The organism is Acinetobacter lwoffii (assembly GCF_024129685.1).
GTDB lineage: Bacteria > Pseudomonadota > Gammaproteobacteria > Pseudomonadales > Moraxellaceae > Acinetobacter > Acinetobacter lwoffii_X.
This window is the reverse complement of record NZ_JAMXXL010000051.1, coordinates 1-12,960: the sequence shown is the minus strand read 5'-3', so window position 1 is coordinate 12,960 and position 12,960 is coordinate 1. Positions and strand designations below refer to the sequence as shown.

At 46.1% G+C, this 12,960-nt stretch carries 14 protein-coding genes; 2 read left to right on the top strand and 12 right to left on the bottom strand.

What is annotated here, in order from left to right; all coding sequences use genetic code 11:
- A partial coding sequence (locus NI464_RS15125) for a DMT family transporter (protein ID WP_253139415.1) occupies window positions 1-596 on the top strand: 596 nt, incomplete at its 5' end.
- A gap of 74 nt (window positions 597-670) precedes the next feature.
- On the opposite strand, the gene pcaD is transcribed toward NI464_RS15125, so the two are convergent.
- From pcaD to NI464_RS15065, 12 genes are all read right to left on the bottom strand, one after another.
- Entirely contained in the window at window positions 671-1,450 is a 780-nt protein-coding gene (gene pcaD, locus NI464_RS15120) for a 3-oxoadipate enol-lactonase (protein ID WP_153566396.1), read from the bottom strand.
- Between the two features lie 59 nt (window positions 1,451-1,509).
- On the bottom strand, window positions 1,510-2,715 hold the full coding sequence (pcaF, locus tag NI464_RS15115; RefSeq protein WP_153566397.1) for a 3-oxoadipyl-CoA thiolase: 1,206 nt from the start codon (window positions 2,713-2,715) through the stop codon (window positions 1,510-1,512).
- A 133-nt stretch (window positions 2,716-2,848) separates the two neighbouring features.
- Window positions 2,849-3,505: a 3-oxoacid CoA-transferase subunit B gene (locus NI464_RS15110; protein WP_253139411.1), complete on the bottom strand. Its 657-nt coding sequence runs from the start codon at window positions 3,503-3,505 to the stop codon at window positions 2,849-2,851.
- 19 nt (window positions 3,506-3,524) lie between these two features.
- Window positions 3,525-4,196 carry a 3-oxoacid CoA-transferase subunit A gene (locus NI464_RS15105; protein ID WP_153566399.1) on the bottom strand — a complete coding sequence of 224 codons (672 nt, stop codon included), beginning with the start codon at window positions 4,194-4,196 and terminating at the stop codon, window positions 3,525-3,527.
- 37 nt (window positions 4,197-4,233) lie between these two features.
- The gene (benE, locus tag NI464_RS15100; RefSeq protein WP_004731109.1) at window positions 4,234-5,454 is read right to left on the bottom strand and encodes a benzoate/H(+) symporter BenE; all 1,221 of its coding nucleotides are present in this window, start codon (window positions 5,452-5,454) and stop codon (window positions 4,234-4,236) included.
- A gap of 58 nt (window positions 5,455-5,512) precedes the next feature.
- Entirely contained in the window at window positions 5,513-6,298 is a 786-nt protein-coding gene (gene benD / locus NI464_RS15095) for a benzoate diol dehydrogenase BenD (protein ID WP_004731107.1), read from the bottom strand.
- Window positions 6,299-6,315: 17 nt separating this feature from the next.
- Window positions 6,316-7,332 carry a benzoate 1,2-dioxygenase electron transfer component BenC gene (benC, locus tag NI464_RS15090; protein WP_253139409.1) on the bottom strand — a complete coding sequence of 339 codons (1,017 nt, stop codon included), beginning with the start codon at window positions 7,330-7,332 and terminating at the stop codon, window positions 6,316-6,318.
- Window positions 7,333-7,422: 90 nt separating this feature from the next.
- The gene (gene benB, locus NI464_RS15085) at window positions 7,423-7,914 is read right to left on the bottom strand and encodes a benzoate 1,2-dioxygenase small subunit (protein WP_253139406.1); all 492 of its coding nucleotides are present in this window, start codon (window positions 7,912-7,914) and stop codon (window positions 7,423-7,425) included.
- A complete protein-coding gene (gene benA / locus NI464_RS15080) occupies window positions 7,911-9,299 on the bottom strand; it encodes a benzoate 1,2-dioxygenase large subunit (RefSeq protein ID WP_153566402.1) in 1,389 nt (462 codons plus the stop codon). The genes benB and benA overlap by 4 nt, the downstream gene beginning before the upstream one ends.
- A 71-nt stretch (window positions 9,300-9,370) precedes the next feature.
- Window positions 9,371-10,291 carry a catechol 1,2-dioxygenase gene (catA, locus tag NI464_RS15075; protein WP_253139403.1) on the bottom strand — a complete coding sequence of 307 codons (921 nt, stop codon included), beginning with the start codon at window positions 10,289-10,291 and terminating at the stop codon, window positions 9,371-9,373.
- A gap of 154 nt (window positions 10,292-10,445) precedes the next feature.
- Window positions 10,446-10,736: a muconolactone Delta-isomerase gene (gene catC / locus NI464_RS15070; protein ID WP_004647036.1), complete on the bottom strand. Its 291-nt coding sequence runs from the start codon at window positions 10,734-10,736 to the stop codon at window positions 10,446-10,448.
- A gap of 13 nt (window positions 10,737-10,749) precedes the next feature.
- Window positions 10,750-11,859 carry a muconate/chloromuconate family cycloisomerase gene (locus NI464_RS15065; protein ID WP_004647035.1) on the bottom strand — a complete coding sequence of 370 codons (1,110 nt, stop codon included), beginning with the start codon at window positions 11,857-11,859 and terminating at the stop codon, window positions 10,750-10,752.
- Between the two features lie 115 nt (window positions 11,860-11,974).
- Between NI464_RS15065 and NI464_RS15060 the strand changes: the two genes are divergently transcribed.
- Window positions 11,975-12,886 carry a LysR family transcriptional regulator gene (locus NI464_RS15060; RefSeq protein WP_168386886.1) on the top strand — a complete coding sequence of 304 codons (912 nt, stop codon included), beginning with the start codon at window positions 11,975-11,977 and terminating at the stop codon, window positions 12,884-12,886.
- Window positions 12,887-12,960 lie beyond the last annotated feature (74 nt).

Genomic DNA, 12,960 nt, shown 5'->3' with positions numbered 1-12,960 from the left:
CAATTGGCGTAGGGCTAGCAAAAAGTGAAGCCATTCTGGCGGCTATTATCGGGGTAATTTTCCTGTCTGATCATTTGTCTGTGCTGGCCTGGCTGGGTGTGCTGATGGGGGGCTATGCAGTTTTCCTGCTAAGTAAAGGTAGTCAGCTGACAGGCTTGTCTACCAAGACTTTAGCGATTGGGATTGGCAGTGGTTTAAGTTTCGCCATTACTTCGTTACTGGTGCGTGAAGCAAGTCTGGAATTACCGATGCTACCCACCATACACCGTGCTTCATGGGTGCTAGTCTCAGTGATCGGTTTTCAGTGTATCAGTATGCTGATCTATCTCAGCCTGTTTAGCCGCCAAACCTTGCAAGCCATGTGGCAACGTCTGGGCTTAACTTTTAAAGTGAGTGTGTGCAGTTTTATAGCATCACTCGGCTGGTTTACTGCCATGAGCATGATGAGTGTGCCGGTCGTGAAAACTTTGGGACAAATTGAGATTCTATTTAGTATGCTGATTTCTGCATATTTCTTTAAAGATAAACTGGCACGTACCGAGCATTGGGGTCTGGGCTTAGTAGTGATTGCAGCGATTTTAGTGATCTGGGCCTGATGTAGAACCAGTTTTTTAAATCTAAGCATAAAAAAGCCACTGATCAACAGTGGCTTTTTCTTTGCATTTATTGTTTAAGCAGCAATAAATTTCTGAACCGCCTGATTAAAGGCTTCTGGTTGTTCCATATTGGAAATGTGCGAAGCATTGATTTCAAACAACTGGCTTTGTGCAATTTCAGCTTGCATGGCTTGTCCATCTGCAACTGTCGTCACTGGATCTTGCTGACCGGCCACAATCAGTACCGGCACTGATATCGTTTTGATCTGTTCACGTAAATCCGCCTTAGCCAAAGCTTCGCAACAACTTGCATAACCTTCCGGGCTGCCAGCTCCAAGGTCGTTTGAAAGTTCTGCAACTGTCGCTGCGTTGCTTTGGACAAAGGGATCGGTAAACCAGCGTGATGCTGCAGTCGATGCAATCGGAGCCAGACCTTGTTCACGCACCAGCGCGGCACGTTCCAGCCAGGCTTGTTCCTGACCAATCTTGGCAGCCGTATTGCAGATAATCACGTGGCTAAAACGTTCAGGTTTGTTAACCGCTAACCATTGACCGGTTAAACCGCCCATAGAAATGCCACAGAAAGCGGCCTTCTGGATGTTCAGGTGATCCAGCAAATTGACCACATCCTGACCTAACTGTTCAAGGCTATATGGACCTTGTGGTGCAGAGGAAGACCCATGACCACGCGTGTCATAACAGATGACAAAATAGTCCTGCTGGAAAAATTCAATTTGTGGCTGCCACATGCTGAATTTGGTGCCCAATGAGTTAGAAAAAACCAGAGCCGGATTCTTTGCATCACCAAAGGTCTGGTAATTGATCTGGGCATCTTTGGATGTAAAAGTTGGCATTGAAATCCCTCCCGACCTCCCTTTAAAAAAGGGAGGAGGTTTATCTTTTTAATAGGTTGTTAGACGCGTTCAATAATCAAAGCGATGCCTTGACCAACACCAATACACATTGAACAAAGACCGTATTTACCACCAGTGTGTTCCAGCTGGTTCAATGCAGTTGTCACTAAACGCGCGCCAGATGCACCCAGTGGATGACCCAAGGCAATTGCACCGCCGTTTGGATTGACTTTCTCTGAACCGTCTTCGATACCCAAGTCACGGGTACATGCCAACGCTTGAGCAGCAAAGGCTTCATTCAACTCGATCACATCCATCTGCTCTAAAGTCAGACCGGTTTGCGCCAATAGTTTCTTGATGGCAGGTGCTGGACCAAAGCCCATGATGCGTGGTTCAACACCAACGACGGTTGAACCAATAATTTTGGCACGTGGTTTTAAGCCATGTTGAGCAATTGCTTCATCAGACGCGATCAACAGGGCAGCTGCACCATCGTTAATCCCTGAAGCATTACCAGCCGTTACCGTACCATCTGCTTTGACCACGGGTTTCAGTTTTGCCAGAGCTTCTGCAGTGGTAGAGGCACGTGGATGTTCATCTGTATCGACAACCACCGGCTCGCCTTTACGCTGCGGAATCACCACAGGAATGATTTCATTTTTATAGAAACCTTTGGCCTGCGCTGCTGCGGTACGTTGCTGGCTGGTCAGGGCAAACTGATCCTGGTCTGCACGGTTGATGTTGAACTGCTCCGCCAGATTTTCAGCGGTTTGCGGCATGGTTTCCACACCGTACATTTCTTTCAGTTTCGGGTTGATGAAACGCCAGCCCATGGTGGTGTCTTCAATCTTTTGGCTACGGCCATACGCCGTTTCTGACTTGCCCATCACGAATGGGGCGCGTGACATGCTTTCTACACCACCAGCAATAATCAGATTCGCTTCACCGGCTTTAATCGCACGTGCTGCCATTGCGATGGCATCCATCGATGAACCACACAGGCGGTTCACGGTCGTCGCTGGCACCTGATAAGGTAAGCCTGCAAGCAGAGAAGACATACGACCGACGTTACGGTTGTCTTCACCGGCCTGATTGGCACAGCCATAGATCACGTCATCGACCTGTTCCCAGTTCACACTTGGATTGCGCTCCATCAACGCTTTAATTGGCAGCGCACCTAAGTCATCTGCACGGACAGGCGCGAGGCCACCGGCATAACGACCGAATGGAGTACGGATGGCATCGATAATATATGCGTTTTTCATTGTGTATTTGCTCACATATTTAAAAGAAGAAAACTCCTCCCTTTTTAAAGGGAGGTTGGGAGGGATTTAATGAAGTAGTTTTATTCCTCAAATCCTCCCTAAGTCCCTCCTTTAATAAAGGAGGGACTTCCCCTTAATTTGATTGAGTCCCATCAATCAGTTTGGCACCAGTCAATGACTGCAATTCTTCAAATGACAGACCTTCGACTTTTTCAATCACTTTCATCCCTTCAGGCGTGACATCAATCACGCATAGGTCGGTATAGATACGGTCGACACATTTCAGGCCTGTAGCCGGATAAGACAGTTCAGCCACAATTTTTGGCTCACCTTTTTTGGTCACATGATCTGTGGTAATAAAGACTTTCTTGGCACCCACAGCCAGATCCATCGCACCGCCGACTGCTGGAATTGCATCTGGAGCACCAGTATGCCAGTTGGCCAGATCACCATTTTCAGCGACCTGAAACGCGCCTAATACGGCGATGTCTAAATGACCGCCACGCATCATCGCGAATGAATCACCATGATGGAAGAAACAACCGCCTTCAAGTAAGGTCACGAATTCTTTGCCAGCATTGATCAGTTCAGGATCACGGTCTTCTTCAGCGGGAGGAGGACCGAACGCCAACAGACCATTTTCGGAATGCAGGAAGACGTCTTTATCGCTTGGCAGGTAGCTGGAAATCTTGGTCGGTAAACCGATACCCAGGTTCACATAAGCACCATCAGGAATGTCTTGTGCCACACGTTCAGCGATCTGGTCACGGGTCAGTTTGCTATAGCTCATTATTTATCTCCGATGCCAATTATTGTGCAGGTTTAACTTGAACAACGTGTTGAACAAAAATTCCCGGGGTGATGATGTGCTCTGGATCGAGTACGCCCAGCTCAACCACTTCTGATACCTGAGCAATGGTCACATCTGCTGCCATCGCCATAATCGGGCCGAAGTTACGCGCAGATTTTCGATAGACCAGATTGCCCCAACGATCGCCTTTAGAAGCTTTAATCAAGGCAAAGTCAGCTTTAATCGGATTTTCTAAAACGTAGTCTTTACCTTCGTAGTTCATGGTCGGTTTGCCTTCAGCCAGCAAGGTACCAAAACCGGTAGGCGTGTAGATTGGACCTAAACCCATACCAGCCGCCTGAATACGGCAAGCCAGATTACCTTGTGGTACCAGTTCCAGTTCAATTTTTCCAGCACGATACAACTCGTCAAATACCCAGGAATCAGACTGACGCGGGAAAGAGCAAATGATTTTACGAACAGCACCCGCTTTAAGCAGTTTCGCCAGACCATAGTCGCCATTACCGGCATTGTTGTTAACAATAATCAGGTCTTTAATACCCAATTCGATCAGACCATCAATCAGTTCAGCAGGCTGACCCGCTGTACCGAAACCACCGATCATAATGGTAGAACCGTCCTTGATCTGGGAGAGTGCTTCTTTCAATGATAATGAACTTTTATCTATCATAATCTGGTCCTTACATATCCTAAACTGATGGATGTCTTTAAACTCGTTTTGAATCTGATGCTGTAACCGGAACTGCGTTACGGTTTTTCTGTGACAGCAGAAAATGTGCGACTAAGCCAATGCAAATTCCCCAAAAGACTGAACTCAGTCCCAAGAAATGCATGCCGGAAGCAGTCGCTAAAAAGGTAATCAGTGCTGCATCACGTTGTGATTCTTTGCCCATGGCCACGGAAATGTTGGTAGCAATCGCACCCAGTAATGCCAGTCCTGCCAAAGCCGCAATCAACTCTTTGGGCATCAGGCTAAACAGCATGACAATGCTGCCGGCAAATAAGCCGCCTAAAATATAAAAAAGCCCATTGGCCACGCCGGCGATATAACGCTTTTCTTTCAGCTCGTGTGCGTCTTTGCCTAAACACAATGCAGCTGTGATCGAGGCCAATACGATGGTAATACCACCTACACAGGCCACTGCAAGCGAGGCAATACTGGTTGCGCTTATGATTGGCTTAGCGGGCATGTCATAACCACTGAGTTTGATAATCGCCATTCCCGGTAAAAACTGGCCAGACAGGCTGACCAGAATGAGCGGGAGGGCCAGATTCAGGGTTGAACTCCAGGTCCATTCCGGTGCAATAAATTGCGGAATCGCCAGACTGAAATCTGCCGTGACCGGGTTAATCTTGCCCAGCAGCATGCTTAAAACCACACCGGCAATCAGCACCCAGACCATGGCATAGCGTGGACTGAAACGCTTGGCCAGCAAAAATACCGCCAGCATGCCAAAGACGATATAGGGCATGGTATCGGTCGCGGTGAACAGCCCTAAACCAAACTGCAGTAAAATCCCTGCCATCATCCCGGCAGCCACTTCCTGAGGAATCCAGGACAGTAACTTGTCGAAATAACCGGTGATCCCAATGAAAAAAATCACCACAGCAGAGGTGATATAGGCAGCAACCGCTTCATTGAGTGAAATATCGGGAAACAGCGTGACTAATAAAGCCGTTCCGGGCGCAGACCAGGCGGTGACGACAGGTATTTTGTATTTAATTGATAAAAAGATACCTGCGAGCGCAGCACCAATAGAAATTCCCCAAATCCATGAAATCATCATGTCCGGGGAAACTTGGGCTTGCTGAGCCGCCTGGAAAAAAATGATCAGTGGCCCCGAATAGGAGATCAGGACTGCTAAAAATCCTGCAACAGTGGCTGAAATGGACCAATCATTTTTTAATGTCTGAAACAGGGTGTTCATTGGTGATGTGCCTCCTTGCGTCGAACCATGAGCCTGTTAAAAATCGTGATGATCAGGATTAGCCCTGATCACCACCACCGACCGGTACTACTGTACCTGTCATATAAGATGATTCATCCGAAGCCAAGAATACAATTGCATTCACTTGCTCCTGAATCGTACCGTAGCGTCCCATGAAAGTACGGTCAATGGTCTGATCAACCACTTGCTGCATCCATTGTTTTTCAGATTCAGTCAGTGGATTGGCATTGCGCGGTACTTTACGTGGTGGTGCTTCAGTACCACCTGTCGCGATTGCATTGACACGGATTCCGTCTTTAGCATGTTCAAAGGCAAGGGAAGCCGTCAGGCCATTTACGCCACCTTTAGACGCTGAATATGGCACACGGTTAATGCCGCGTGTCGCAATAGAAGATACGTTTACAATGGTACCTTTCTGATTTTTAATCATTTCCGGAAGAACTGCACGGCAGCACCACAGCGTCGGGAACAATGAACGGTTCACTTCCTTGATAATTTCCTCTTCAGAAAATTCTTCGAAAGGTTTCATCCAGATCGCGCCACCGACGTTGTTGATCAGGACATCGACACGGCCATAGGTTTCTAGCGCTTTTTCAACGACTGATTGAGCACCGGCAAACGTTTCCAGATTGGCTTTGACCGTAATCGCATCACCGCCAGTCGCTTCAATTTCAGCCAGAACTTCTTCTACATAAGGGGAAAGGTCAGCCATGACGACTTGGGCGCCTTCGCTCGCCACTTGCAGCGCGACACCGCGACCGATGCCTTGAGCGGCACCGGTCACAATGACGACTTTATTTTCAAATCTTTGACGATTAGACATTGAACAAATTCCCTCTATTAGTTGGCAGAGAATTTTTCAAACAGGAAGCTTGCAGGTTTTACGCCTTCAGCATCCAGCCAGCCGCGAACCGCTTCAACCATTGGTACAGGGCCACACAGGTAGATGTCTACGTCGCCGCCATTTAGCCATTCGTTTTCGATATGACCGGTTACATAGCCTTTACGCTCATGTGCAGATTCCGGGTTAGCAACCACTGTGCGGTATTCGAACCACGGGAATTTGTCTTGCAGTTCGTTCAGTTTTTCAATCGCTACCAGGTCAAAGTCATTGGTTACACCAAATACCAGACGCACTGGATGTTCTGAACCTTTTTCTTCCAGCACTTGCAGCATCGACATGAATGGTGCAATACCTGTACCACCCGCTAGCATCAAGACAGGGCGGGTCACAGGGCGCAGGTAGAAGCTACCAAATGGACCGGTAAAAGTCATCTTGTCGCCAGCTTTGGCATTTTTACTTAAGAATTCACTCATTTTGCCGTTCGGTACGTTACGTACTACGAAACCGGTCAAACGGTCACTCGGTTTTGAGCTGAATGAATATGAACGGGTTTCAGTCGTGCCCGGAATACCGACATTGACATATTGACCAGCAAGGAAGTGAATGTCCGGTTGACCTTCATCTAACTGGATGTCAAAAGTAATAGTCGAATCAGACAGGTTTTCGACACGAGCCAGCGTACCCTGGAATTCATGAATTTCAGTTTTGCAAACTTCTGAAGAGGCCTGAATCTGGAACACTGCATCTGAAGTCGGTTTACATTGGCAAGCCAGAATAAAGCCTTCAGCGGCTTCTTCAGGCGTTAAAGCATCTTCAATATAAGTTTCTTCAGGCATGTCATAAGAACCTGATTCACAAAACGCACGACACGTTCCACAAGCACCATCACGGCAGTCCAAAGGAATATTAATCTTTTGACAGTAGGCTGCATCCGACAGTGTTTCACCATCTGAAACAGAAATAAAACGTGTAACGCCATCTTCAAATTGAAGTGCAACATTGTGGTTTGACATGGCTGAATATCCTATATAAATCTTTGTAACTGAGCCTTTCAGCCAATTTTCCATCTGACCGAAAGGCATAACCTGGCTGTATAAACAGTCTTAGAGGTGATAAATGTCGATAACCTGGTTGATGTAATCGTTTTTCAGTACCACATATTTGCTTAAAATCTGCGGTTTATCGCCTGAGAAATCAATTTCATAACGAGACATACCGAAGTAGCTGTAACTTGTTTTGTAACGGAAGCTCAAAGTATTCCAGTTAAAACGTACAATCACTTTGTCGCCATCACGTTCAACAATTTCAATATTGCTGAGGTTATGGCAGGTACGTGTGTCCGGCATGGTTGCAGATGAACGTTCAGTCTTGATACGGAACACGCGATCTTCTAAACCTTGACGGTCTGGATAATAAATCAACGAGATTTCAGACTGCGGATCTGTGGTCAGCTTGTCATCATCATCCCAGGCTGGCATCCAGAAAGACGCAGTAGGGGCATAACAAGTTAACCAGTCATCCCATTGTTCATCATCTAAAAAGCGGGCTTCTTGATACAGGAACTGAGCAATATTTTCTAAAGTGATGTCGCTCATGCGTTTTCTCCTTCAGTTGATGCTGCAATTTCTTTCTCAGTCGCAATACCTTTTTTGATCAATTCTAACCAGTACTGGTGCTGAGACAGGTATAGACCTTCATCTTCAGTTTTAATACCAGACAGTTTTGGTTTTAAACCGATTTCATTGGCAGCATCATCCGGACCTTGGATCCAGTGTTTAGAACCACGGCACATGTCGTTCCATTCCAGCGCGATACCGGCATAACCTGCCTGACAGGCACGGAATTCTTCAAGATCGTCTGGGGTTGCCATACCTGAAGCGTTAAAGAAATCTTCATACTGACGGATACGACGGGTACGCGCTTCAGGCTCTTCGCCTACAGGTGCGATACAGTAGATCGTCACTTCAGTTTTATCGACAGAAATCGGGCGCAGGACACGGATTTGTGAACCGAACTGATCCATGAAGTAAACGTTTGGATAGATACACAGGTTACGTGAACGTTCGATCATCCACTTCGCCATGGCTTCGCCATATTGCGCAGTGTATTCATCTTTCTTGGCAAAGTTAGGACGGTCTTCCGGGTTAGCCCATTGAGTCCAAAGCAGCATATGACCGTGTTCAAAGCCGTAAGAACCACCGCCTTGTTTGCCCCATGCGCCTGCGCTCATGGCACGGATGTTGTCACCCGCCTGTTTTTCTTTACGTTGCTGAGTGGTTGCAGCATAGTTCCAATGTACAGCAGACACGTGATAACCATCGGCACCGTTTTCAGCAGTCAACTTCCAGTTACCTTCATAGGTATAAGTCGAAGAACCACGTAAAACTTCCAGACCTTGTTCAGACTGATCCACGATCATGTCAATGATTTTGGTCGCTTCACCCAGGTATTCTTCCAGAGCAGGGACATCCGGATTCAAGCTGCCGAACAGGAAACCTTTATAGCTTTCAAAACGCGCAACCTTTTTCAGGTCATGTGAACCGTCTTTGTTAAAGCAGTCTGAATAACCCGCTTCAGCCGGATCTTTAACTTTTAATAACTTGCCGGAGTTATTGAAAGTCCAGCCATGGAATGGGCAAGTATAAGTTGCTTTATTGCCTTTCTTGTTACGGCACAATTGTGCACCGCGATGCGAACAGGCATTGATCATGGCATTCAGTTCACCTTGACGGTTACGTGCAATGATGATCGGCTGACGACCCATATAGGTAGTATAGAAGTCGTTATTGTTTGGAATCTGGCTTTCATGTGCTAGATAAACCCAGTTGCCTTCAAAGATGTATTTCATCTCAAGGTCAAACAGGGCCTGGTCTGTAAATACTGAACGGTGTAGTTTAAATTCACCAGATTCATAATCATCAACCAGTAATTCGTCAATGCGGTCTAAATGGCTGGTGTTAATTACGGGAATACGAGGCATGTCCTTTCTCCGACTTTCCAAGGGGGAAGTCAGCGGGATATATCTCAAGGCATATCCCGCTTCTTAATGTATTAAGCGCTAGCGCGGCGACGATCAACTTCAGTAGAAGGTGCGTCTTGTTTCTCTTTCACAAGTTCAATATCAAATTGAATGTGTTTGAAAGGACCGTTCAGACCACGTTTTGCAATTTCAGCTTCATCAGTTACGTCAACCGCAGTTGCCACTAGACCTTCACGAGTAGCGAATGCAAAGTCATCCCACAGGTATTGGTCGCCTTCAATATTGAATTGAGTAGTCAGCTTGCGGTAACCCGGTGCAGATACAAAGTAATGTACGTGCGATGGACGGTTACCGTGACGGCCTAGTTTGTCCAGTACAAACTGAGTTGTACCTTCTGGAGGGCAGCCATAACCCACTGGCATTGTAGTCAATGCAGTATATTGAGCATCAGCAGCGGTAATGATGCTGCGACGCAAGTTAAAGTCAGACTGTGACTTGTCAAAGAATGAGTAGTTGCCCAGGCTGTTTGCATGCCAGATTTCAACTTTGGCACCTTCAACACGGTTGCCGTCAGTATCCGTCACTGTACCTTCAATGATTAAAGTCGGGATTTTGCCTTCTTCAGAACCATCATCCATACGCGCAAAGCTTACTGTTTCAGGTGCGCCTGCTACATAAAGCGGGCCTTCAATCGTACGTGGCGTACCACCGCTAATGCCTGCTTTTGCATCTGCTTCATCAGCACGTAGGTCCAAATAATGCTCTAGACCCAAACCTGCCGCCAATAAACCGAGTTCGTTGGCTTGACCTGCATCAGTAAAGTACTCAAGACCTTTCCACAATTCAGTTTGTGAAATATCAAGATCTTCGATAGCCTGGAAAAGGTCACCCAATAAACGCACAACAACTTGTTGTACACGTTCATCTACAGGACCTGTCGCTGTATCAACGTTCATTTGCTTAACTAATGCATCAATTTCTTGGCGATTCATACTATTGCTCCTAAAGTATGTCTTTCATCTTTTAGTGGCGCACTTTTTTAGCTTTCATTGGCTGGCTAAATCTGGCTGGCCACAATCCTTGTTGAGGTACCCTCTGTTTTCGATTTGGAAGGGGAATCCGGTGACTCCCAATCCGCTCATTCAATCAACTGTCGTCATCTCGAACTGAAGATGGGTGACGGTTTAATGCCATTACTTCAATGTTCATATAAGGATAGAGAGGCAAGCCTTGTAACAGGTTGTGCAACTCTTCATTGCTTTCAACATCAAAAATACTGATGTTTGAGTACTGGCCCGTGATGCGCCAGATATGACGCCATTTGCCTTGACGCTGTAATTCCTGTGAATAAGCCTTTTCAACAGCCTTAATTTCGTTTGCCTGTTCAACTGGCAGATCACGTGGAATGTTTACATCCATACGTACGTGAAAAAGCATGGGTTTCTCCTAATTACTGACGACGCAAGTTGTCAATCTTGTTTTCATCCAACTCAATCCCCAGACCTGGTCCTTTCGGAATCTCAAGTTCAAAGTTTTGATAGTTGAGTGGGGTTTTCAAAATATCTTCAGTCAGCAGTAGAGGACCAAACAGCTCGGTACCGAACGCCAGACTTTCAAAAGTAGAGAACACATGTGCCGAAGCAATTGTGCCTACCGGGCCTTCCAGCATGGTGCCGCCATACAGGTCAATACCTGCAAGTTTGGCAATCTTGCCTACTTCGCAACCTTCAATCAGGCCACCCGACTGGGCAACTTTGACTGCAAAAACAGATGAACCGTTTTGTTTGGCAATCTCATACGCTGAGTGCGGGCCCATTAACGATTCGTCTGCCATGATGGCAACATCAAAACGTCGGGTCAGACGGCGCATGGCGTCCAGGTTATCAATTGCACATGGCTGTTCAATCAGATCAACACCGCCATCTTGCAATAACTGGATGCCTTTAATCGCTTCCAGTTCTGACCAGGCACGGTTCACATCGACACGGATCGAAACGTCTTTGCCTAAGGCTTTCTTAATTGCCAGCACATGTTCAACATCTTCTTCTACCGGACGAGAACCGATTTTGAGTTTGAAAATGTTGTGACGTTTTGCCGCAACCATTTTCTCTGCTTCAGCAATATCTTTTTCGGTATTGCCAGAAGCCAATACCCAAAGAACTGGAATACTGTCACGTAAGCGACCACCGAGGACTTCGCTTAATGGCAAACCTAAACGTTGTGCCTGAATGTCTAAAAGTGCAGTCTGAATCGCACATTTGGCAAAACGGTTACCATTAATATTCTTTTTGATTGCTTGTAATGTCTGTGCAACATTTAAACCGGATAATGTTTTTAAAAGAGGCGCAAAATAAGTTTCAATATTAACTTTTACGCTTTCCGGGCTTTCATCACCATAACCTAAGCCACCGATAGTGGTTGCTTCACCCCAACCGATGTAACCATCTTCAGTGGTGATTTTGACCAATACCAGGGTCTGGGTTTGCATCGTCGCCACTGCCATCTTGTGAGGGCGAATGGTTGGAATTTCTACCAGCAAGGTTTCAACTGACTTATACATAATACGGGTTCACATTCTTGCTTTAATGCTTTGACTTGATATACCTTAAAAGAATAATGTTGATTGGTCTAAGATCGATTTAGCATTTTTTTATACTTTAAAGGTATTCACAGCCATGGAACTCAGACATTTGCGTTACTTCGTTGCCGTCGTCGAAGAACAAAGTTTTACCAAAGCGGCAGAAAAACTGTTTATTGCTCAGCCACCTTTAAGCAGACAGATACAAAATCTGGAACAGGAACTGGATATTCAGCTCTTTGAAAGAGGGAGTAGACCGCTTAAGACCACAGAAGCAGGTCAATTCTTCTATCAGCATGCGGTTAAACTTTTGTCTAATGCGGAAGAAATCAAATCGATGACCAAGCGGATTGGCATCGCGGATCGCACTATTAGCATTGGTTTTGTCGGATCTTTATTATTCGGTTTACTATCGCGTATTGTGTTTCTATTTAAGCAGCAGCATCCTTATCTCAAAATCGAGATGATGGAAATGAATACCTATGAACAGATTCAGGCGCTGAAAGAAGGAAGAATTGATGTCGGTTTCGGCCGTTTAAGAATTTCGGATCCTGCGATAAAACGCGTGTTATTGCGTGAAGAACGCCTAGTGGTGGCAGCTCATTCAAGTCATGTACTGGGTCATCGTGAAAATATACATTTATCTGAACTGGTCGATCAGCATCTGTTCTTATATCCGAATACTGGAAAGGCAAATTTCTCTACCCAGGTTCGTGGCATATTTTCTGAGTATGGTCTTGAACCGAAAAATATCCGGATTGTCCGTGAGTTACAGCTGGCACTGGGCTTTGTCGCTGCCGGAGAAGGCGTCTGCATCGTACCGGAAAGCGCACAAAACATTAAATTAGCCCATCTTAACTTTGTACCTCTAGCAGATGCTTTTGCAGTGAGTCCTGTCTTTATGGCGATGCGCAATATGGATGAAAGCGAATACATTCGTTACCTGTTTGATGCTGTGTATCAAGTCTATGATCTTGAAGCGCTAAAATACGATCGATCGGTATTTTAATCGCTAAAAATCGTGTGAATGATATAGCACCAAAAACCGATGAGGACGTGATAAAAACAACCTGTTTTAGAAAA